Here is a 22315-nt window from a genome sequence, read left to right on the forward strand (position 1 = left end):
ACATTTACTGATAGCTCTGTCGCAGAAGAGTGGGTTCTCCCGCTCTTTTCTGTTTGTTATGGCATAAAATTGGCGGGAGGCATGTATGAGCAAAATTACAGAACAAATCGAGAAGATAGCACAACCCATCACCAGTGAACTAGCCCTGGAACTTGTAGATGTGGAATTCCTTAAGGAAGGCCGCAACTGGTTTTTACGAGTGTATGTGGACAATCCGGAAGCACCGATTGATATTGATCAATGTGCTTTAGTAAGTGAAAAGCTCAGTGAGATTTTGGATCAACTCGATCCGATTGAACAAAATTATTTCTTGGAAGTTTCATCTCCGGGTGCAGAACGTCCGTTGAAGAAGGAAAAAGATTTCGAGAAAGCTATCGGTAAATTTATCTACATCAAAACTTATGAGCCGGTTGAAGATGCAAAAGAGTTTGAAGGCTATTTAAAGTCCTATGACGATGAACAAGTGGAAATTGAAATTAAAATCAAAACACGCAGAAAAATAATCAACATTCCGAAAGATAAGATTGCGATAATCCGTTTGGCCATTGATTTTTCTGTTAAACCTGATTGAAGAACCTGGGAGTGAATAAAATGAGCAGTGAGTTATTGGATGCTTTTGAAGTACTAGAGAAACAAAAAGGGATTTCCCGTGAAGTCCTGATTGAGGCAATTGAAGCTGCGTTGGTAACGGCATACAAACGGAATTTCAACCAGGCACAAAACGTCCGCGTGGATTTGAACTTGGACACCGGCACGATGCTGGTCTATTCCCGCAAGGATGTTGTAGAAGAAGTGGAAGACGAACGTCTTCACATTTCATTGGAAGATGCTAAAGTCATCAACCCTGCTTACGAGCTTGGAGATGTCGTGGAAGAAGAAGTGACGCCCCGTAATTTCGGACGCATTGCTGCACAGACAGCGAAACAAGTTGTAACTCAACGTGTTCGTGAAGCTGAGCGCGGCCTAATCTTCGAAGAGTTTGTTGACCGTGCTGACGATATCGTCAACGGCATCGTTGAACGCATGGACGTACGCAACTTGTATGTAGGACTTGGCAAAGTTGAAGCAGTGCTTCCGCAGACTGAGCAAATGCCGAATGAGCATTACAAGCCTCATGACCGCATCAAAGTGTATATCACAAAAGTGGAGCGCACAACTCGCGGGCCACAGGTATTTGTGTCGCGCACCCATCCGGGATTGCTTCGCCGTCTGTTTGAAAACGAAGTGCCTGAAATTTACGACGGCATCGTTGAAATCAAATCGATTGCACGCGAAGCAGGAGACCGTTCTAAAATTTCCGTATTCGCACACCGCGATGACATTGATCCAGTAGGGTCATGCGTCGGGTCTAAAGGCGGACGTGTCCAAACGATCGTCAATGAGTTGAGTGGAGAAAAAATCGATATTGTTGAATGGTCTGAAGAGCCAGTAGTCTTTGTAGCCAATGCACTTAGCCCATCCAAAGTATTGGATGTGCAAGTCAATGAAGAAGCAAAATCAACGACGGTTGTTGTTCCTGACTATCAATTATCTCTTGCGATCGGCAAACGTGGACAAAATGCCCGTTTGGCAGCAAAATTGACTGGCTGGAAAATTGACATTAAAAGCGAGACTGACGCTCGGGAAATGGGCATCTACCCGAACCCGAATGCCGATATCGAATTAGTGGAATCCGGTGAAGAACTGGACGATTTTGATTTTTACGAAGAAAAAGAATAATGTAGAAAAGGTGATGTCCGTTGGCTCTGCAAAAGAAAATTCCATTACGGAAGTGTGTAGCTACAGGCGAGATGCATCCTAAAAAGGAAATGATCCGCGTTGTCCGTTCAAAAGAAGGCGAAGTAGCCGTCGATTTGACTGGCAAAAAATCAGGACGCGGCGCATACCTTTCGAAATCGGAAGATGCCATCGCGACTGCCCGCAAAAAGAAAGTGCTGGACAAGCAATTGGAAGTCAAGATTCCAGACGAAATCTATGATGAGTTAATTCGCGTCGTTCTCAGAGAGCAGTTGAAATAATGACGAAACAAAAAATTCTTCAATTACTTGGATTGGCGACACGTGCAAGGATGACCATTTCCGGTGAAGAAATGACCGTGAACGAAGTTCGAAAAGGAAAAGCGAAATTAGTGATAATTTCAGAAGACGCTTCGGACAATACCAAAAAGAAATTGCAGGACAAATGCAAATCATTTGGAGTGGATCTGCATGTTTTAGGATCGCGGTTCGATTTGGGACATGCGATAGGCAAAGAAGAGCGGGTAGTGATTGCAATCACCGATAAAGGTTTTGCAAAAAAAATAACCAGCTTATTCGAAGAAATTAATCGGGGGCGAGCAGATGACCAAAATTCGAGTACATGAATACGCTAAGAAGGTAGACAAGCCAAGCAAAGAAATCATCAATGAATTGTCTAAACACAATATTAACGTGCAAAACCATATGGCTACATTAGAGGACAATGCTGTTTCGAAATTAGACAGCATCTACAAAAATGCGTCTGCAGGACAGCGTCCAGCAGCACAATCGCGTCCATCAGGACAAAGCCAATCCCGTCCGTCACAAGGCGGCCAGTCCCGTCCATCACAAGGCGGCCAGTCCCGTCCATCAGGACAAGGGCAATCACGTCCATCACAAGGCGGCCAGTCACGTCCATCAGGGCAAAGCCAATCACGTCCGGCAGCAGCTCCAAGCCAAGGGCAATCCCGTTCGCAAGGAAACGGCCAGCGTCCGACTACACCAGCAAAAACTGGTTCGAACTTCACACCCAAAGCAGCTAAACCGACGGCAGGTCCAGGCCAACGTTCTTCAGGACGTCCAGGAGGCGGAAACCGCAATGGCTTCCAAAACCGCAACCGTAAAGGGAAGCAGCAGCAACCGGTAAATCCGTTGCCGCCAATGCCTAAAAAAGAGAAAGAATTGCCGGCTAAAATTACGTTCAGCGAGTCATTGACAGTAGCTGAGCTGGCGAAGAAATTAGGGCGCGAGCCTTCTGAAATCATCAAAAAATTATTCATGCTTGGTGTAATGGCTACCATTAACCAAGAGTTGGATAAAGATGCAATTGAATTGATCTGTGCTGAGTATGAGGTTGAAGTGGAAGAAGAGATTCTTGTTGATAAAACAGATCTTGAAGTTTACTTTGAACCTGAAGACGAAAGCCTGAACGAAGAACGTCCACCGGTTGTGACAATCATGGGGCACGTTGACCATGGTAAAACAACGTTGCTTGATTCAATTCGCCACACGAAAGTGACGGCAGGAGAAGCCGGCGGAATTACGCAGCATATCGGTGCTTACCAAGTTGTAGACAACGGCAAAAAAATCACATTCCTTGATACTCCTGGACACGCAGCATTTACAACCATGCGGGCACGCGGAGCGAAAGTGACAGACCTTGCCATTATTGTTGTTGCAGCAGACGATGGCGTTATGCCACAAACAGTTGAAGCCATCAATCATGCTAAAGCTGCAGAAGTTCCGATCATCATCGCAGTCAACAAAATGGATAAGCCAAGCGCAAATCCTGACCGTGTTATGCAAGAACTGACTGAGCATGGCTTAGTTCCTGAAGCATGGGGCGGAGACACGATTTTTGTACCGATTTCCGCATTGACTGGAGACGGCATTGATTCGTTGCTTGAAATGATCTTGCTTGTTTCTGAAGTAGGGGAATTGAAAGCTAACCCGGCACGCCGTGCAATTGGTACGGTTATTGAGGCAGAGCTTGATAAAGGCCGTGGTTCAGTAGCTACACTTCTAGTACAGGACGGTACGTTAAACGTTGGAGATCCGATCGTTGTCGGCAACACATTTGGACGCGTCCGTGCAATGGTTTCGGATGTAGGCCGTCGCGTAAAAGAAGCGGGCCCATCAACTCCAGTTGAAATCACTGGGTTGAATGATGTACCACAAGCAGGAGATCGTTTTGTTGTCTTTGAAGATGAAAAAACAGCTCGTCAAGTGGGCGAAACACGTGCAACATCTGCGCTTCAAGTTCAGCGTTCAGAAAAAACACGCGTAACACTTGATAACTTGTTTGATCAGTTGAAACAAGGCGAAATGAAAGAGTTGAACCTGATCGTCAAAGCAGACGTTCAAGGAGCAGTTGAAGCTATGGCAGCATCACTTCTTAAAATCGATGTAGAAGGCGTCAACGTGAAAATCATCCACACAGGCGCTGGTGCGATTACAGAATCTGATATCTCATTGGCAGCTGCATCAAATGCCATCGTTATCGGCTTTAACGTTCGTCCGGATGCAAACGCGAAACGCGCTGCTGAAGCAGAAGGCGTAGATATCCGTTTGCACCGCATCATCTATAAAGTGATCGAAGAAATTGAATTCGCAATGAAAGGGTTGCTTGACCCAGAATTCGAAGAAAAAATCATCGGCCAAGCTGAAATCCGCAGCACATTCAAAGTATCTAAAGTCGGAACGATTGCCGGAAGCTATGTAACAGAAGGCAAAATTACACGTGACAGCGGCGTTCGCGTCATCCGTGAAGGCATCGTAGTATTTGAAGGCGAAATTGACACGTTGAAACGTTTCAAAGACGATGCAAAAGAAGTGGCTAAAGGCTATGAATGTGGTATTACAATCAAAAACTTCAACGATGTGAAGGAAATGGATATCATTGAAGCGTATATTATGGAAGAAATCGTACGCAAATGATCCTGTACATGGAATGCGAATTTTTCATTCCAACGGCACATTCGTTAAAAGATAAGCGGGCAGTCGTGAAAAGCATGCTGACCCGCAGCAGACAAAAATTCAATGTTTCCGCAGCGGAAATTGACCACCAAAATGTTTGGCAGCGGACCCGCATCGCTTTTGTTATCGTCTCTTCCTCAAAAGAAATGGCTGATAAGGAAATGGCGCAGGTTCTCTACTATTTGGAAAGCAACCCCGCTTGGGAATGTTTGGATATTGAGAAAGAATATTTGTAAGAACGAGGTGGATTAGCAATGACAATGCGCGCGAATCGTGTAGCCGAGCAGATGAAAAAAGAGCTCAGCGATATCATCAGCCGAAAACTGAAAGATCCACGTATCGGATTTGTCACTGTAACAGATGTTGAAGTTACAGGAGATCTCCAGCAGGCAACTGTATATATCAGCGTATTAGGTGAAGACCATGCAAAAGAACAGACATTGCTTGGGTTAACGAAGTCGAAAGGATTTATCCGCACCGAAATCGGACAGCGGATCCGTCTTCGCAAAACTCCTGAATTGTCTTTTGAAATCGATTCATCGGTTGCTTACGGCAATCGAATCGATACATTACTGCGTGATATTCAAGAACCAAAAGAAGATTAAAAAAAGCCTGCTGTCTATTTTAGATAGCAGGCTTTTTTTGCATCAAGCAAAGGAGTTAAGGCATATGGCGCTGAACGGAATTCTACCATTGTGGAAAGAAAAAGGGATGACCTCCCATGATTGTGTCTTTAAGTTAAGAAAGATCCTGCAAACGAAAAAAGTCGGACATACGGGGACTTTGGATCCTGAAGTGGATGGCGTACTGCCAATCTGCATCGGCAATACGACCAAAGTGGCAGAATATATCACCGACCAAGGAAAGACTTATGAAGCGGAAGTGACCATCGGCTATTCGACTGAAACAGAAGATGCAACAGGCGAAACGGTGGATACGGACCTCTCAGAAAAGCTCATTACCCGCCAGCAAATTGCTGAAGTCTTTTTGCAGCTTACCGGAAATATCAAACAGATTCCCCCAATGTATTCAGCCGTCAAAGTGAACGGCAAAAAGCTATATGAATATGCACGCCAAGGAATCGCCGTTGAACGGCCTGAGCGGACAGTCCGCATCGATTCGATTGAGTTATTGGATGATGATCTTCAATGGACTGGCCAGCAAATCAAATTCAATATCCGTATCCGCTGCGGCAAAGGAACTTATATCCGGACATTGGCTGTGCAAATCGGAGAAGCATTAGGCTTTCCTGCGCATATGTCCCGGCTGACTCGGACAGAATCCGGTAAATTCGCCAAAAAAGATTGCGTAACACTTGCCGAAGTGGCTGAACTTGCTCAAAATGGAGTTATCGGCGACATTTTGAAACCGCTCAGCTATGGTCTAGAGGCGTTTCCATTCATGGAAATCGAACCGAAACAGATATTTGCTGTAAAAAACGGGCAAGTACTGGCGCGTCATGCCATACTTGATCAAATGGGATTTGTAGTTTTGACCTATCAGGGACAACCCGTGGCACTCTATAAAAACCATCCTGAAAAAGCGGATAAGATGAAGCCTGAAAAAATGTTCGGTTTTCCGACAGCGGACGAGGTGTAGTATGGAAATTATTCATTTAAGTTATCCGATTCACGTTAAACCCGATAGTGAGACGGGACCATTGTCCTTGGCCCTCGGCTTTTTCGACGGTGTACATAAAGGACATCAGCGCGTGATAGGCGACGCCATCAAACAAGCTGAAAGCAAAGGCATTAAATCAGCGGTTATGACGTTCGATCCACATCCTTCATTGGTTTTGGGCGGCAGAAAAGAAGAAGTCTTTTATATTACGCCTATGCAGCAGAAGATGGAAATCCTTGAAGGAATGGGCGTCGATTATTGCTTTATCGTGCGCTTTACTTCAGAGTTTGCCAAATTGACGCCGCAACAGTTTATCGAGATATTCATTAAGGAACTGAATGTCAGCCATGTCACAGCCGGGTTCGATTTTTCGTTCGGCAGCAAAGGCAAAGGCGATATGACCTTGATGAAAGAGCTGGGTGACGGGCAGTATGGCGTCACTGTCATAGAAAAACAGGAAGATGGCAATGAAAAAATCAGTTCGACACGCATCCGTGAGCTATTGAAAAACGGTGCAGTCGAGCAGGTTTGCCATTTGTTGGGCCGGCCATTCCGTGTTTTAGGAACCGTGGTCAATGGTGATAAACGGGGACGCACCATCGGATTTCCGACGGCCAATATAGAGCCGGAACTGGGTGCTGTCGTGCCAAGCCGCGGCGTTTACGCGGTGAAAATTCAAGTGCAGGGGCAGACTTACAATGGTGTCTGCAATATTGGCTTCAAGCCGACGTTTAATAATCCCGATGTAAAAAAGCAAGTCATCGAAGTGCATATTCTTGATTTTGACAAGTCGATCTACGGGGAAATGGTGGAAGTCGAATGGCATGAACGGATCCGGGATGAGCAGAAGTTCTCCGGCATTGATGAGTTGAAAGCGCAAATTCAGCGTGACAAGATGACGGCTGAGCAGTTTTTCGCTGGCATTAATTAATCAGTGTGGTTGATTTCGGAAATGGCTTATGCTATTATTTATGAGTACTGAATGTACAAACCGTTGCTTGGCAAATCGAATCACCAACGTTTGCTCGGTAATTGGGGATATCAGAAATTAGGAGGTGGAAACAGTATGGCAATCACACAAGAACGTAAAAATGAATTGATCAATGAATACAAAGTGCATGACACTGATACTGGGTCTGCAGAAATTCAAATCGCCATTCTTACAGAAGACATCAACAACTTGAATGAGCACTTACGTACTCACAAAAAAGATCATCACTCACGTCGTGGTCTATTCAAAATGGTTGGACGCCGTCGTAACTTGCTAAAATACTTACGTGAAAACGAAGTTGCTCGCTACCGCGAGTTAATCGCAAGACTTGGCCTACGCCGTTAATAGCAAAAAGTAAAAGCGGGATTCGTCCCGCTTTTTCTTTATGGATAAAACTTTAAATTATCGCATCGCATACCGGATGCTTTTTTGATACACTACTATTGGATACATATAGTATAGAGAAACAAGGTAAGAGAGAGGAGCTCGATATTATGGGGCAAACAAAAAAAGTCTACACACTTGATTGGGCTGGCCGCGAATTACAGGTTGAGGTCGGCCAATTGGCAAAACAAGCAAACGGAGCAGCATTGATCCGTTATGGTGATACAGCAGTTCTTTCAACTGCAACCGCTTCAAAAACTCCGAAACCTTTGGATTTCTTCCCATTGACGGTCAACTACGAAGAGCGTCTTTACGCTGTCGGTAAAATCCCAGGCGGATTCATCAAACGTGAAGGACGCCCTTCTGAAAAAGCGACTTTGACAAGCCGTTTGATCGATCGCCCAATCCGCCCGTTATTCCCGGATGGTTTCCGCAACGAAGTTCAAGTCATCTCCATGGTTATGTCTGTAGATCAGGATTGTCCATCAGAAATGGCTGCAATGTTCGGTTCTTCTCTAGCCTTGATGATATCGGATATTCCTTTCGGCGGTCCGATCGCTGGAGTAATCGTCGGTTTGATCGACGGACAATTTATCATCAACCCGACAAACGATCAGCTTGAGCAAAGCTCGATCAACTTGACGGTTGCCGGTACTAAAGAAGCCATCAACATGGTGGAAGCCGGAGCGAAAGAAGTTTCTGAAGAAGTGATTTTGGAAGCCATCATGTTCGGACACGAAGAAATCAAGAAATTGATTGCCTTCCAAGAACAGATTGCTGCAGAAGTCGGCAAAGAAAAAACGGCAATCCAGCTTTACGAATTGGATGCAGAATTGACGGCGACACTTAAAGAAGCAGTAGAAGCTGAATTGAATGCAGCTGTCCAAATCAATGAAAAACAAGCACGAAATGAAGCGATTGACGAAGTCAAAGCCCGTGCAATGGCGGCATACGAAGAATCGGATGACGCTGTGAAAAAACAGGCTGGCCAGATCCTTGATAAAATGGTCAAAGACGAAGTACGCCGCTTGATCACAGATGAAAAAATCCGTCCGGACGGCCGTGGACCTTCTGAAATCCGTCCATTGTCATCAGAAGTCGGCATTCTTAACCGCACACACGGTTCAGGCTTGTTCACTCGCGGTCAAACGCAGGCGATGAGCATCTGTACGCTAGGCGCTTTAGGTGATGTTCAAATCATCGACGGCCTTGGCATCGAAGACACAAAACGTTTTATGCACCATTACAACTTCCCGTTGTTCTCAGTAGGTGAAACCGGATTCCTTCGTGGGCCTGGACGCCGCGAAATCGGACACGGAGCACTTGGTGAGCGCGCTCTTGAAGCAGTCATTCCAAATGAGAAAGATTTCCCTTACACGATCCGCCTTGTTGCAGAAGTATTGGAATCTAACGGTTCGACTTCACAGGCGAGTATCTGTGCTTCCACACTTGCGATGATGGATGCCGGTGTTCCGTTGACAGCTCCAGTTGCAGGTATTGCGATGGGCCTTGTCAAAAAAGGCGAAAACTACACAGTACTTTCTGATATCCAAGGCATGGAAGATCACCTTGGCGATATGGACTTTAAAGTAGCCGGTACTGCAAAAGGCATTACCGCTCTTCAAATGGACATCAAGATAGATGGCCTGTCACGTGAAATCTTGGAAGAAGCGTTGACGCAAGCTCAAATCGGACGTATCCACATCCTTGAATCGATGCTGGCGACGATTGCTGAACCAAGAACGACACTTTCCAAGTATGCACCGAAAATCATCATGGTGAAGATCAATCCTGACAAGATCCGTGATGTTATCGGACCTGGTGGAAAAGTGATCAACAAAATCATCGATGAAACAGGCGTTAAGATCGATACGGAGCAAGACGGTACGATCTTCATTTCTTCAGTAGACGAAGAAATGAATGCGAAAGCGAAAGCGATGATCGAAAATATCGTGCGTGAAGCGAAAGTCGGCGAATATTACGAAGGCAAAGTCAAACGCATTGAAAAGTTCGGCGCATTCGTTGAATTGTTCCCGGGCAAAGACGGACTCCTTCACATTTCGGAAATCCAGGAAGAACGGACGAAAGAAGTGGAAGATGTTCTGAAGATGGACCAGATCGTCCAAGTCAAAGTAATTGAAATTGACCGCCAAGGACGTGTAAACTTATCACGTAAGGTTGTTTTGAAAGAACAAAAAGAGGCAGCTGAAAAACAAAACCAAGAATAATCATCTATTCAAATTGCCGACTTTGTCGGCAATTTTTTACTATGAGGAGGAACATGCACATGGTGACTACACAGACTTGCAAAAATGGATTGCGCATTGTTTCCGAACACATTCCCCATTTTCATTCCGTAGCAGTTGGGGTTTTTGTCAATAACGGTTCACGGGATGAGTTGCCGGAAGAAAACGGCATTACGCATTTTATTGAACACATGCTGTTCAAAGGAACGGATTCGCGCACTGCGAAAGAAATCGCCCGGGAATTCGACCGCATCGGCGGCGATATCAATGCCTATACATCAAAAGAATATACCTGTTACTACGCAAAGGTTTTGGACCATCATGCGGAACATGCTGTAACGGTACTCGCGGATATGCTGTTCAATTCGCAGATGGATCCGGTGGAATTCGACAAGGAACGCCAAGTCATCCTTGAAGAAATCAGCATGACTGAAGACATGCCGGACGACGATGTGCATGAGCAATTATGGCGCGTCATGTATCCGCAGAACTCGATCGGCGCACCGATTCTTGGGACCGCTGAAACCTTGGCAAGCTTTACGCCTGAGAAAATCCGCGACTATATGGATCGCCATTATACACCTGCAAATACGGTCGTTTCGGTGGCAGGCAACATCACTCCAGCTTTACTGGAAAAGATTGAAGCGTTATTCGGCTCATTCGAGAAAAAAGAAAGTCCGAAAAAGTACGAACTTCCTGTTTTCACATCCGGCTATTCACTGAAAAATAAAGAAACGGAACAAGGGCATCTATGCCTTGGCTTTCCCGGCCTGTCTTTAAATGATCCGGATATCTACAGCTTCACGGTTCTGAACAACATCATCGGCGGCTCCATGTCTTCAAGGCTGTTCCAGGAAATTCGTGAGCAACGTGGATTGGCCTACTCGATTTTCTCCTATCATTCTGCTTATTCCGATCATGGAACATTGGCGATCTACGGTGGAACATCAGATGAACAAATGGCTGAAATGCAGCAAGTCATTATGACCTTGTTAAAGGAATTGAAAAATGGCGGTATTACGGAAGAGGAAGTGACCGACTCCAAAGAACAGCTGAAAGGCAGTTTGATGCTGGGTCTTGAAAGCACAAGTGCGCGTATGAGCCGTAACGGCCGTCACGAACTATTGCTGGGCAAACACCAGACTTACGATGAAGTGCTTTCTCAAATCGATCAGGTAACATTAGAAAAAGTTTATTCCTTATTGGAGATCCTGGTGGAATCGCCAGCGGTTTCCATCATACGTCCGAAAGAAGCTTCCTTAGTATAAAGGGAGCTTTTTTGCTGTTTTGCTCCTTTAGCAGGGTAAATTATGTTACAATAATTCAAATCAACATTGAAGGAGCGAATATTGTGAAAACATTCAACGTAGCGATAATGGGAGCAACAGGTGCAGTCGGCCAGCAAATGACAGAGCAATTGGAGAAACGGAATTTTCCTATAAAAGACATTGTCTTTTTGTCTTCAAGCCGATCTGCCGGAAAAGAGATTACATTCAATGGCCAGACTTTCACCGTTCAGGAAGCCAAACCTGAATCATTTGAAGGCATTGATATTGCTTTATTCAGCGCAGGAGGAAGTGTTTCAGAAAAATTCGCCCCTGAAGCGGTTAAACGTGGTGCCGTTGTTATAGATAATACCAGCGCGTTCCGTATGGACAAGGAAGTGCCTTTAGTTGTTCCTGAAGTGAATAAAAGCGATCTTTCTCTCCATAAAGGAATAATTGCCAATCCAAACTGTTCTACAATCCAGATGGTCTGTGCATTGCAGCCATTAAAAGAACTGTTTGGCATGACGAAAGTGGTGGTTTCCACTTATCAGGCAGTATCGGGAGCGGGAATTGATGCCATCAATGAATTGAAAGAACAAGCTGGCGACTTTGACAACGCAAAAACAGCTGATGCAAAAATGCTGCCGGTCAAATCGGCTGAACGCCATTACCCGATCGCTTTCAATGTAATTCCGCAAATTGATCAATTCACCGACAACGGTTATACATTCGAAGAAATGAAAATGATCAACGAAACGAAAAAAATCATGCACGATGATTCCCTGGCAGTCGCAGCGACATGCGTACGCTTGCCGGTGGTCACAGGGCATTCTGAATCGGTTTACGTGGAACTCAAAGAAGCGGCAACTGTTGGGCAGGTCAAGCAGGCAATTGCACAGGCACCAGGCGTGGAGCTGATGGACGACCCATCAAACCAACTGTACCCGATGCCTTTGATGACTGCAGGACTTGATGAAGTGTTTGTCGGCCGTATCCGCCAGGACTTGGACAACCCGAATGGCTTCCACCTGTGGGTCGTTTCAGATAACCTGGTAAAAGGCGCAGCACTGAACTCGGTTCAGATTGCAGAAGCCCTGATTGAAGAAAATATCATTTAATCCCGAACGGCAATCGAAAAAATGAACCGGCCTATGAGCCGGTTTATTTTTTTCTTTGGACTGTTTCCGGTGATTCCCGTATAATGAATTCTATGGATGTGTACGGGTGAATTTTAGGAGGAAATAAATTGAGCAAAATTAAAAATGAAGTAATAAGAGTTATCCCTTTAGGCGGAGTCGGTGAAATCGGCAAAGCAATGTACGTAATCGAAATTGACGAAGATCTATTCGTCGTGGACAGTGGATTGATGTTCCCAGAGGATGAAATGCTGGGTGTGGATATCGTCATTCCGGATATGACTTTCCTTGAAGAAAACAAAGACCGCGTCAAAGGAATCTTTTTGACACACGGGCACGAAGATGCGATTGGTTCAATTGCTTATTTACTGAAGAAAATCCAAGCGCCGGTCTACGGATCAAAATTGACGATTGCATTAGCTAAAGAACATATTAAAGAACAAGGTTCTTTAAAGCATGTCAAGTTCTTTGAAGTTACTAACAAGAGCCGCATGAACTTCGACAAAACACATGTGACGTTCTTCCATACGACACATAGTATTCCTGACGCATTTGGGATCGTCTTCCACACATCTGAAGGCGCAATCGTGCATACAGGCGAATTCAAATTTGATCAGTCAGCTAAAGGCAGTTACAAGCCCGATATCGCAAAAATGGCGAAATTGGGAGAAGACGGCGTATTGATGCTGCTGTCCGACTCTACTGAAGCTGAACGCCCAGGATATACAACTTCGGAAATTGTGGTTGCAGACCATATCCTGTCGGCATTCCTTGCTGCTGAAGGCCGTGTACTGGTATCCCTTTATTCATCAAACTTTATTCGTATCCAACAGGTATTCGATATCGCGGCAGCGACAGGCAAAAAAGTCGCTGTAGCCGGAAGAAGTCTGGAGAGCAGCTATGAAGTCGGCCTGCGCCTAGGCTACTTGACAGTCGACGAAGATACAGTCATTTCCCTGAAAGACCTGGAGAACTACCGTGATGACGAAGTGGTCATCATTGTTACCGGTAACCAAGGGGAGCCGCTTGAAGCTTTGGACAAAATGGTCCGCAAGCAGCACAAAGACGTAAAAATCAAAGAAACAGATACAGTATTAATTACATTCACACCATCACCCGGTATGGAAGTTCCAATGTTCCAAACAATGAATAAGTTGGCGAAAGCCGGCGCAAATGTTTTGACCGCCAGCAAAAAAGTCCACGTATCAGGACACGGCAGCCAAGAAGATCTTAAAATGATGCTGAACATGATGAAGCCGAAATATTTCATTCCGATACAGGGTGAATACAAAATGCTGATTGCGCATTCTAAATTGGCGCAGCAGGTCGGCTTGCATAAGTCTGAAATCTTTATCGCCGATAAAGGCGATATCGTGGAATACAAAGAAGGCAAAGTCCGGATGAGCGGGCGCGTTACTGCCGGCAATGTACTTATTGATGGAATCGGCATCGGCGACGTAGGCAATATCGTTCTGCGTGACCGTAAGCTATTGTCCCAGGATGGGATTTTCATCGTTGTGGTTACGCTGAACCGCAAAGAGAAGAAAATCGCTTCCGGCCCTGAAATGATTTCACGCGGTTTTGTCTATGTCCGTGAATCAGAAGAGCTGATGGATGAATCTACAAGACTTGTACGCAAGGTCGTTGAAAAATATGTCACCAGAGACGCATTCGAATGGAATAACATCAAGCAGGAAATTCGCGATACATTGAATTCCTACCTATTCCAGCAAACGAAGCGCCGTCCGATGATCATCCCGATAATTATGGAATACTAAGAAAAAAGCAAAAGGATTTCCATACCGATCTAATCGGAGGGAATCCTTTTTCGATTATGGAAGAAAAGAGGGATCGCTATGACCAGGGCTCGTACAACTACGAAAGCAAAACCAAAAGCGAGAGCAAAAGCAAAACCGCGGCAAAAGCCGAAAAATAAAAAAAAGCAGCCGATGCCGATGATCGCTTATGAAGTGATTGGTTTGGTACTGCTTGGAATCGCCGTGTTGATGGTGTTCCAGTTGGGCGTCATCGGCAAGATGTTCTACAATTTAGCTGAGTTTATCGGTGGCTATATGGCCTTCCTGATTCCACTGGCAATTGTCTATGTCGCTATCTATGTAATGGTTAAGCGGAAATGGCCAAAGCCAAGACTGAAAGTGGCAACAGGAGCCGGCTTTATCCTGATCGGCATTTTGTTGATTTGCCATTTAATCTGGGCGGCCGGATCCATCCTGCCGATTACATCAGCCAATGTCATTTCTGAAACCATTCGCCATACGCAAATGACCGGCACAATCTGGACTACGTATTTGGCGACAGGCGGCGGAATCGTCGGTGCCTTTTTATATGCGCTATTGCATGTGTTGTTTGATACAGCGGGAACTTGGATCGTCGCGATTATCCTGATGTCGATTGGTGCCATCATCTTGACAGGAAAAGCGGCCGCACCGTTTATTGCCGAAAAAATTCCAAGTGCACGTCCGGCAATCGATTCGCTGATGAATCGTTTCCAGCGGAATGAGCCGAAAAAACTGCGCGCTCCGCGCAAGAAATCAGCACCTGAACAAGTGCTGGAAATCAATGAATCCCTGGCTTATGAAGAAGAGGAAGAAGAAGACCTTCTGTACCGCCCACAGCCTGAAGAACCGATCATATCGGCATTTACTGAAAACGTGAAACCCAAACAGCCGGAAGTGCAGAACGTGCCTGCTGCGGAAACTGCTGCAGAACCGGACACCGGTGATATCCAGTTGATGTCGACTGCAGAAGAACTGGAAAACGAAGAATACCAGCTGCCGCCTCTCAGCTTGTTGACACTGCCGCCGCACCACGACCAAAGCGGCGAGTATTCAGGCATCCAGAAAAACGCCAAGAAACTTGAGAAAACGTTCCAGAGCTTCGGCGTCCGTGCGAAAGTGACGCAGGTCCATTTAGGGCCAGCTGTGACGAAGTACGAAGTGCTGCCCGATACCGGCGTCAAAGTCAGCAAAATCGTCAGCCTGCACGACGATTTGGCATTGGCCTTGGCTGCGCGCGATATCCGGATTGAAGCGCCGATTCCCGGAAAATCCGCAATCGGCATTGAAGTGCCAAACACGGAAGTCTCGATTGTTAGTCTTCGTGAAGTGCTGGAATCGGAAGAAAACAACCGGCCTGATGCCAAATTGCTGTTTGCCTTAGGCAGAGATGTTACAGGCCAAGCAGTGATGACAGAATTGAATAAAATGCCGCATCTGCTCGTTGCAGGATCAACAGGAAGCGGGAAGTCGGTGTGCATCAACGGCATCATCACCAGCATCATCATGCGGGCAAAGCCGCATGAAGTGAAAATGATGATGATCGATCCGAAAATGGTGGAGCTGAACGTCTATAATGGCATTCCACATTTGTTGGCACCGGTTGTCACAGATCCGCGGAAAGCGGCACAAGCGTTGAAGAAAATCGTTTCGGAAATGGAAAGAAGATACGAACTGTTTTCTCACACCGGAACTCGCAATATCGAAGGATACAATGAATACGTACGGGTCTTCAATGAGGAAAATGAAGACAAGCATCCAAAGCTGCCGTTTATCGTTGTCATTGTCGATGAGTTGGCTGATTTGATGATGGTTGCTTCAAACGAAGTGGAAGACGCCATTACTCGCCTGGCACAGATGGCGCGTGCAGCAGGGATCCATTTGATCATTGCGACACAGCGCCCGAGCGTCAACGTCATCACTGGCGTCATCAAGGCGAATATTCCATCACGCATCGCTTTTGCGGTGTCATCTTCCATCGATTCACGGACAATCCTGGATATGGGTGGAGCTGAAAAATTACTAGGACGCGGGGATATGTTATTCCTTGGAGCAGGCCAATCAAAACCGGTCCGTGTGCAAGGGGCATTCCTGTCGGATTCAGAAGTTGAAAAAATTGTTGACTTTGCAATTGAGCAACAAAAAGCTCAGTACCAGGAAGACATGATTCCAAGTGAAATCGACGAGACCAAAATCGATGAAGAAACAGATGAAATCTATGATGATGCGGTCCAGTTGGTGACAGAAATGCAGACAGCTTCGGTTTCCATGCTGCAACGACGCTTCCGTGTGGGCTACTCGCGTGCTGCCCGCATCATAGACCAAATGGAGCAGCGGGGAGTCGTCGGACCTTATGAAGGCAGTAAACCGCGGACCGTGTTAGTTCCAAAGCAGGAAGAATATTGAGTAATTTGGGTTTTTTTGTGACAAAATGATTAGTATCTTTGAATATAGGGAAATGAAAATTCGCTAAATTCGACAAATTACTATTTATTTCATTTCTAATAAGTGGTATAGTAATTTTGATTAGTAGGAATGTTTTACATCAGATGTCTGATCTCTGTCATGGGTGGTGAATCATATGACAATTAAATCGGATCATCGTGCTTTGTACCTTCAGGTTATTGACCGAATGAAGCAGGATATTGCTGCGGGCGTCTACAAAGAAAAAGAGAAGTTGCCGTCCGAATTCGAATTGTCAAAAACCCTGGGAGTCAGCCGGGCGACTTTGCGAGAAGCGCTCCGGCTGTTGGAAGAAGATAATATCATCGTCAGACGCCACGGAGTCGGCACATTCGTCAATTCAAAGCCTGTTTTCACATCTGGGATTGAACAATTGACGAGTGTGTCCGATATGATCCGTCAGGCAGGAATGGAACCCGGCGCTATCTACTTGAGCACGTCGGAGACCCTTTCTTCTGAGGAAGATATAAAACGCTTTCATTGCACCGCCGATGATACTGTCATTACAATTGAACGCGTTCGCACGGCAAACGGAGAGCCTGTCGTTTACTGCATCGACAAGGTGCCTTCGGACTATTTGCCTGCAGATTTTTTAGGGCGCAAGGAAAGTTCCATTTTTACAGCGATTGAAGAATCCGGCGATATTCATATTTCCTACGCGGTGACGTTCATTGATCCGACTGGGTATCATGAAGATGCTTCTCCAATCCTGGAATGTGAACCGGAAACGGCTTTACTGGTATTAAAACAGCTCCATTACGATGAAGACGATCGATTGGTGCTTTATTCAAAGAATTACTTCAGAGCTGATAAATTTAGCTTTCATGTGGTTCGCAAACGCGTGTAAAACATCAAATTCCTGCTAATATCAAAAAAACCTTGGGGGTTATTACATTGACAAAACGTAAATTTGGTCTAGGTTTATCATTAATGCTTGCTGCTGGTACGATGCTTGCTGCCTGCGGAAGCGAAGAAGATACTTCAACAGGTGAAACTGGCGGAGGAGAAGGCACGGAAGAAGCTGCTGATTTCTCGGTTGCCATGGTTACAGATGTTGGCGGTGTGGATGATAAATCCTTCAACCAATCTGCTTGGGAAGGGGTCCAGCAATTTGGTGAAGAAAATGGCCTTGAAAAGGGCGATGGCGGCTTTGACTACCTTCAATCTGCATCAGATGCGGATTACAACACCAACTTGAACAACTTGATCCGCCGTGATTTTGATGTCGTATTCGGTATCGGCTACCTTATGGAAGGTGCTGTAGCAGAAATTGCTGAGCAGCAGCCGGAAGCTCAAATCGCCATCATTGATGCGGTAGTAGAAGCTCCAAACGTTGCAAGTGTCCTGTTCAAAGAGCAGGAAGGCGCATTCCTTGCGGGTGTAGCAGCAGCTCTAATGACAGAAACGAAAAAAATCGGATTTGTCGGTGGGATGGAAATTCCAGTAATCGAACGTTTTGAAGCAGGATTCCTTGAAGGGGTTGCAGCTGTAGACGAAACAGTTGAAGTCGATGTTCAATATACAGGGGCTTTTGATAAAGCGGAATTAGGTAAAACAACTGCAAACCGTATGTACTCAGCTGGAGCTGATATCATTTTCCACGCAGCTGGCGGTACTGGGAATGGTGTATTCACTGAAGCAAAAGAACGCAAAGAAGCAGATCCGGATGCAAACATCTGGGTTATCGGCGTAGATGCTGACCAATACGATGAAGGCCAAACTGGCGATGCCAACGTAACTTTGACATCTGTATTGAAAGGTGTAGACAAAGCAGTAATCAACATTTCTGAACAGGCAATGGCGGGAGATTTCCCAGGTGGCGAAACAATCACTTACGGCCTTGCTGATGATGGTGTAGGCCTTGCGGATTCTCGTGGAGCAATTCCAGAAGATGTGATGACTAAAATCGAAGAATTTAAAAAACAAGTTATCGATGGCGAAATCACAGTACCAGAAAAAGTAGAGTAACAGTCACTCAGAAACACGGTCATCATAAAGACCGGGTCAACCGGTCTTTATGATTTTTTTTGTCTAAAGAAGGAAGTTAATAGATGAAAGGCTTTTGGCAACGGAAGCCTTTCCTGTATTAATTAAATAAAAGAAGTCAGCAGTTTCGAGGGAGTGACAACAGTGGAATATGTAATTGAAATGCTGAATATCCGTAAAGAGTTCGGTACGTTTGTCGCAAATGACAATATTACGCTGCAACTGCAAAAGGGAGAAATTCACGCATTATTAGGGGAGAACGGCGCAGGGAAATCGACGTTGATGAACGTCTTGTTCGGTTTGTACCAGCCGGAAGGCGGAGAAATCCGGGTTCGGGGCAAGAAAGTGGATATTGCCAATCCGAATGTCGCAAACGATCTGGGAATCGGAATGGTCCATCAGCATTTCATGCTGGTCGAAAACTTTTCGGTCACCGAGAACATCATCTTGGGCAGTGAGCCAACCAAATACGGCATCACCAATAAAAAAGACGCGGCCAAGAAAGTTCAAGCGTTATCTGAACAATATGGGTTGAACGTAGATCCGTATGCGATTATTCAAGACATTTCTGTAGGCATGCAACAACGGGTCGAAATATTGAAGACTTTGTACCGCGGAGCCGAAATTTTGATTTTTGATGAACCGACTGCTTCCCTGACACCTCAGGAAATCACGGAATTGATTCAAATCATGAAAAGATTGATTGCTGAAGGAAAATCAATTATTTTGATTACCCATAAACTAAAAGAAATCATGGATGTGTCGGACCGGGTTACGGTTATTCGCAAAGGCCAGGGAATTGGCACAGTCATCACTTCAGAAACAAATCCAAATGACCTTGCGTCGTTGATGGTTGGTCGGCAAGTGGAATTCACCACCGTTAAAGGGCAAGCTTTCCCAGGCGAAGAAGTCTTGGATATTAAAGATTTGGTCGTCCAGGATTATCGCGGGATCGATAAAGTGAAAAGCTTGAATCTGAACGTTCGCAAAGGTGAAATTGTCGGAATTGCGGGAATTGATGGGAATGGCCAATCCGAATTGATCGAAGCCATAACTGGCCTTCGAAAAGTGAAAAGCGGCACTATTTTTGTCAATGGCAAAGACGTCACGAATATGAAACCACGCAAAGTGACAGAAACGGGAGTCGGCCATATCCCCCAGGATCGCCATAAGCATGGCCTTGTACTGGATTTCCCGGTAGGCCATAACATTTCACTTCAAACGTACTATACAAAACCCATCTCTAAATCAGGAATTATTGATTACAATAAAATCAATGAGAAGGCGCTTCAAATTATCAAGGATTTTGATGTCCGGACGCAAGGACCGTCAGAATTAGCCCGTTCGCTATCGGGAGGAAATCAGCAAAAAGCCATTATCGGACGCGAAGTGGACCGCAATCCGGATCTATTGATTGCAGCGCTGCCGACACGGGGGTTGGATGTCGGTGCAATCGAGTTTATCCATAGCCGCTTGATTGAACAGCGTGACAACGGCAAAGCCGTTCTATTGATTTCGTTTGAACTCGACGAAGTCATGAACGTTTCAGACCGTATTGCTGTTATCCACGACGGAGAAATTGTGGATATTGTCACGCCTGAAACCACCACTGAGCAGGAATTGGGCTTGTTGATGGCAGGACACACCGGTCACAAAGATACACAGGATTTGACGAAGAAAGGTGAGGATCAGCATGTCGAATAGAGCGACCAATCTCCTGGTCCCCATCGTTTCCGTTATTTTAGGATTGCTAGTCGGTGCAGTGATCATGCTGGCCAGCGGCTATAATCCATTGGAGGGCTATGCCGCCCTTTGGAACGGAATTTTTGGAGACATGTATACGATCGGAGAAACGATTCGCCAAATCACTCCTTATTTACTGGCTGGTCTGGCAGTTGCTTTTGCGTTCCGCTCAGGACTTTTTAACATTGGTGTGGAAGGGCAACTGATCGTTGGCTGGTTTGCTGCGGCGTATGTGGGAGTAGCCGTCGAATTGCCGAAGATCATCCACTTGCCATTAGCCATTATCGCAGCAGCAGTAGCTGGAGCTTTATGGGGCTTTGTACCAGGTCTTTTGAAAGCGAAATTCCATGTCCATGAAGTAATTGTCACAATCATGATGAACTACATCGCTTTGCATGTTACAAATGCATTGATTCGGACCGTTTCTGATGGCGGTGACCGCACAGAAAGCATTTTTGCAAGTGCTTCCCTGCGCTCAGAGTTTTTAGAGAATCTGACGGAATTTTCGCGTCTGCATCTGGGAATTGTCATTGCTTTGCTTATGGTCGGTGTCATGTGGTTCATTTTGGAGAAAACAACGCTCGGCTTTGAGCTGAAAGCTGTTGGATTTAACCAGAATGCTTCTCAATATGCCGGCATGAATGTCAACAAAAACATCATTCTCGCCATGGTCATTTCAGGGGCGTTTGCTGGATTGGGTGGAGCGATGGAAGCACTTGGAACATTTGAGTATGTTTCTTCCAAGGGTGGGTTTACCGGAATCGGTTTTGATGGAATCGCTGTTGCCTTGCTCGGCATGAATACGCCGCTGGGTGTCATCTTCGGTGCAACCTTGTTCGGTTCCTTGAAATATGGGGCTTTGAATATGCCGAACGCTGCAGGTATTCCAATTGAGATTGTAGAGATTGTAATTGCGGTTATCATCTTCTTTGTAGCTTCAGGATACATCATTCGCTTGCTGCTGCTCCGTGCATCAGCTAAGAAGAAGGAGGCGAAGTAATATGAGTTTCCTTGACGTTCTATACTTCATCATTCCTTCAGCGATCTTCTATGCAGCGCCACTTATCTTGGTGGCGATCGGCGGTGTCTTCTCGGAAAGATCGGGTGTTGTCAACATCGGCCTTGAAGGGCTGATGGTCATCGGTGCGTTTGTCGGGATTTTGTTCAACTTATTGTTTGCCGATACGTTCGGCGCAGCCACACCTTGGATTTCATTGATCGCCGCCATGGTTGCCGCATTGCTGTTATCTTTATTGCATGCAGTTGCATCCATTTCATTCCGCGCAGATCAGGTAGTATCAGGTGTTGCCATCAACTTATTGGCAGTTGCGTTGTCTTTGTATCTGGTGAAAAGAATTTTCGATAAAGGGCAGACAGACTTTATCACTGAGCGCTTTTCGCGCTATAATGTTCCGTTCCTTTCGGACATACCGGTTATCGGTCCATTATTCTTTACTTCTGTTTACAATACATCGTTCTTCGCGATTGGGGTTGCCTTTGTAGCCTGGTTCATCATCTATAAAACGCCGTTCGGCTTACGCTTGCGTGCTGTAGGTGAGCATCCAATGGCAGCGGATACGATGGGAATCAATGTAGCGAAAATGCGTTATGTCGCGGTTATGATTTCCGGTGCGCTAGCGGGAATCGGTGGTGCAATCTATGCGCAGACCATCACCAATGATTTTGGCCATGCCACAATCAATGGCCAGGGCTTCATGGCGCTGGCAGCGATGATTTTCGGTAAATGGCATCCGCTTGGTGCAATGGGAGCTGCTTTGTTCTTCGGATTCGCGCAATCCTTGAGTATCGTCGGATCATCTATACCGATAATCCAGGAAATTCCGAATGTGTTCCTATTGATTTTGCCGTACGTCTTGACGATCTTTGCACTAGCCGGATTTATCGGACGCGCCAATGCACCACTGGCGAACGGAAAACCATATATCAAAGGACAACGATAAAGTATTTTG

The 22315-nt window shown here is 45.7% G+C and carries 20 protein-coding genes; all 20 read left to right on the forward strand.

The genetic code is table 11. The features are described from left to right. Positions 1-85 precede the first annotated feature (85 nt). Positions 86-571: a ribosome maturation factor RimP gene (gene rimP, locus IRE19_RS04270; protein WP_191714131.1), complete on the forward strand. Its 486-nt coding sequence runs from the start codon at positions 86-88 to the stop codon at positions 569-571. 20 nt (positions 572-591) lie between these two features. Next, positions 592-1719: a transcription termination factor NusA gene (gene nusA, locus IRE19_RS04275; RefSeq protein ID WP_203339440.1), complete on the forward strand. Its 1128-nt coding sequence runs from the start codon at positions 592-594 to the stop codon at positions 1717-1719. Positions 1720-1739: 20 nt separating this feature from the next. Continuing rightward, a complete protein-coding gene (rnpM, locus tag IRE19_RS04280; protein ID WP_191714133.1) occupies positions 1740-2018 on the forward strand; it encodes an RNase P modulator RnpM in 279 nt (92 codons plus the stop codon). Next, positions 2018-2362, forward strand: a complete 345-nt coding sequence (locus IRE19_RS04285) for a YlxQ family RNA-binding protein (RefSeq protein WP_191714134.1) — start codon at positions 2018-2020, stop codon at positions 2360-2362. Before rnpM ends, IRE19_RS04285 begins: the two co-directional genes overlap by 1 nt. Then, entirely contained in the window at positions 2340-4673 is a 2334-nt protein-coding gene (infB, locus tag IRE19_RS04290; protein ID WP_203339441.1) for a translation initiation factor IF-2, read from the forward strand. Before IRE19_RS04285 ends, infB begins: the two co-directional genes overlap by 23 nt. Continuing rightward, on the forward strand, positions 4670-4948 hold the full coding sequence (locus IRE19_RS04295) for a DUF503 domain-containing protein (RefSeq protein WP_203339442.1): 279 nt from the start codon (positions 4670-4672) through the stop codon (positions 4946-4948). The genes infB and IRE19_RS04295 overlap by 4 nt, the downstream gene beginning before the upstream one ends. A gap of 18 nt (positions 4949-4966) precedes the next feature. After that, positions 4967-5317 carry a 30S ribosome-binding factor RbfA gene (gene rbfA / locus IRE19_RS04300; RefSeq protein WP_191714137.1) on the forward strand — a complete coding sequence of 117 codons (351 nt, stop codon included), beginning with the start codon at positions 4967-4969 and terminating at the stop codon, positions 5315-5317. Between the two features lie 64 nt (positions 5318-5381). Then, positions 5382-6311 carry a tRNA pseudouridine(55) synthase TruB gene (gene truB / locus IRE19_RS04305; protein ID WP_284700301.1) on the forward strand — a complete coding sequence of 310 codons (930 nt, stop codon included), beginning with the start codon at positions 5382-5384 and terminating at the stop codon, positions 6309-6311. Position 6312: 1 nt separating this feature from the next. Continuing rightward, positions 6313-7263: a riboflavin biosynthesis protein RibF gene (gene ribF, locus IRE19_RS04310; protein WP_191714138.1), complete on the forward strand. Its 951-nt coding sequence runs from the start codon at positions 6313-6315 to the stop codon at positions 7261-7263. 135 nt (positions 7264-7398) lie between these two features. Next, the gene (gene rpsO / locus IRE19_RS04315) at positions 7399-7668 is read left to right on the forward strand and encodes a 30S ribosomal protein S15 (protein WP_142826542.1); all 270 of its coding nucleotides are present in this window, start codon (positions 7399-7401) and stop codon (positions 7666-7668) included. Between the two features lie 149 nt (positions 7669-7817). Then, positions 7818-9935: a polyribonucleotide nucleotidyltransferase gene (pnp, locus tag IRE19_RS04320; protein WP_191714139.1), complete on the forward strand. Its 2118-nt coding sequence runs from the start codon at positions 7818-7820 to the stop codon at positions 9933-9935. A gap of 59 nt (positions 9936-9994) precedes the next feature. Continuing rightward, on the forward strand, positions 9995-11221 hold the full coding sequence (locus IRE19_RS04325; protein ID WP_191714140.1) for a M16 family metallopeptidase: 1227 nt from the start codon (positions 9995-9997) through the stop codon (positions 11219-11221). Between the two features lie 80 nt (positions 11222-11301). Beyond that, entirely contained in the window at positions 11302-12339 is a 1038-nt protein-coding gene (locus tag IRE19_RS04330) for an aspartate-semialdehyde dehydrogenase (RefSeq protein ID WP_191714504.1), read from the forward strand. A 128-nt stretch (positions 12340-12467) separates the two neighbouring features. Further along, entirely contained in the window at positions 12468-14135 is a 1668-nt protein-coding gene (locus IRE19_RS04335) for a ribonuclease J (protein WP_191714141.1), read from the forward strand. 78 nt (positions 14136-14213) lie between these two features. Then, positions 14214-16559, forward strand: coding sequence for an FtsK/SpoIIIE family DNA translocase (locus IRE19_RS04340; RefSeq protein WP_203339443.1), 2346 nt, complete (start codon positions 14214-14216; stop codon positions 16557-16559). Between the two features lie 175 nt (positions 16560-16734). Next, entirely contained in the window at positions 16735-17463 is a 729-nt protein-coding gene (locus IRE19_RS04345; protein ID WP_191714143.1) for a GntR family transcriptional regulator, read from the forward strand. A gap of 47 nt (positions 17464-17510) precedes the next feature. Then, a complete protein-coding gene (locus IRE19_RS04350; RefSeq protein ID WP_203339444.1) occupies positions 17511-18584 on the forward strand; it encodes a BMP family lipoprotein in 1074 nt (357 codons plus the stop codon). A gap of 162 nt (positions 18585-18746) precedes the next feature. Then, positions 18747-20306, forward strand: a complete 1560-nt coding sequence (locus tag IRE19_RS04355; protein WP_203339445.1) for an ATP-binding cassette domain-containing protein — start codon at positions 18747-18749, stop codon at positions 20304-20306. Continuing rightward, positions 20296-21345: an ABC transporter permease gene (locus IRE19_RS04360; RefSeq protein ID WP_191714146.1), complete on the forward strand. Its 1050-nt coding sequence runs from the start codon at positions 20296-20298 to the stop codon at positions 21343-21345. The genes IRE19_RS04355 and IRE19_RS04360 overlap by 11 nt, the downstream gene beginning before the upstream one ends. A gap of 1 nt (position 21346) precedes the next feature. Then, positions 21347-22306 carry an ABC transporter permease gene (locus IRE19_RS04365; protein WP_191714147.1) on the forward strand — a complete coding sequence of 320 codons (960 nt, stop codon included), beginning with the start codon at positions 21347-21349 and terminating at the stop codon, positions 22304-22306. Positions 22307-22315 lie beyond the last annotated feature (9 nt).

The sequence above is a fragment of the Planococcus beijingensis genome (assembly GCF_016820615.1).
GTDB lineage: Bacteria > Bacillota > Bacilli > Bacillales_A > Planococcaceae > Planococcus > Planococcus notacanthi.

What these genes read in the sequence shown, in the direction of transcription:
- rbfA (WP_191714137.1), top strand. Translation starts at nt 4,967, where the DNA reads ATGACAATGCGCGCGAATCGTGTAGCCGAGCAGATGAAAAAAGAGCTC.
- rimP (WP_191714131.1), top strand. Translation starts at nt 86, where the DNA reads ATGAGCAAAATTACAGAACAAATCGAGAAGATAGCACAACCCATCACC.
- IRE19_RS04365 (WP_191714147.1), top strand. Translation starts at nt 21,347, where the DNA reads ATGAGTTTCCTTGACGTTCTATACTTCATCATTCCTTCAGCGATCTTC.
- infB (WP_203339441.1), top strand. Translation starts at nt 2,340, where the DNA reads ATGACCAAAATTCGAGTACATGAATACGCTAAGAAGGTAGACAAGCCA.
- ribF (WP_191714138.1), top strand. Translation starts at nt 6,313, where the DNA reads ATGGAAATTATTCATTTAAGTTATCCGATTCACGTTAAACCCGATAGT.
- nusA (WP_203339440.1), top strand. Translation starts at nt 592, where the DNA reads ATGAGCAGTGAGTTATTGGATGCTTTTGAAGTACTAGAGAAACAAAAA.
- IRE19_RS04360 (WP_191714146.1), top strand. Translation starts at nt 20,296, where the DNA reads ATGTCGAATAGAGCGACCAATCTCCTGGTCCCCATCGTTTCCGTTATT.
- IRE19_RS04295 (WP_203339442.1), top strand. Translation starts at nt 4,670, where the DNA reads ATGATCCTGTACATGGAATGCGAATTTTTCATTCCAACGGCACATTCG.
- IRE19_RS04285 (WP_191714134.1), top strand. Translation starts at nt 2,018, where the DNA reads ATGACGAAACAAAAAATTCTTCAATTACTTGGATTGGCGACACGTGCA.
- truB (WP_284700301.1), top strand. Translation starts at nt 5,382, where the DNA reads ATGGCGCTGAACGGAATTCTACCATTGTGGAAAGAAAAAGGGATGACC.
- IRE19_RS04345 (WP_191714143.1), top strand. Translation starts at nt 16,735, where the DNA reads ATGACAATTAAATCGGATCATCGTGCTTTGTACCTTCAGGTTATTGAC.
- IRE19_RS04325 (WP_191714140.1), top strand. Translation starts at nt 9,995, where the DNA reads ATGGTGACTACACAGACTTGCAAAAATGGATTGCGCATTGTTTCCGAA.
- rpsO (WP_142826542.1), top strand. Translation starts at nt 7,399, where the DNA reads ATGGCAATCACACAAGAACGTAAAAATGAATTGATCAATGAATACAAA.
- pnp (WP_191714139.1), top strand. Translation starts at nt 7,818, where the DNA reads ATGGGGCAAACAAAAAAAGTCTACACACTTGATTGGGCTGGCCGCGAA.
- IRE19_RS04340 (WP_203339443.1), top strand. Translation starts at nt 14,214, where the DNA reads ATGACCAGGGCTCGTACAACTACGAAAGCAAAACCAAAAGCGAGAGCA.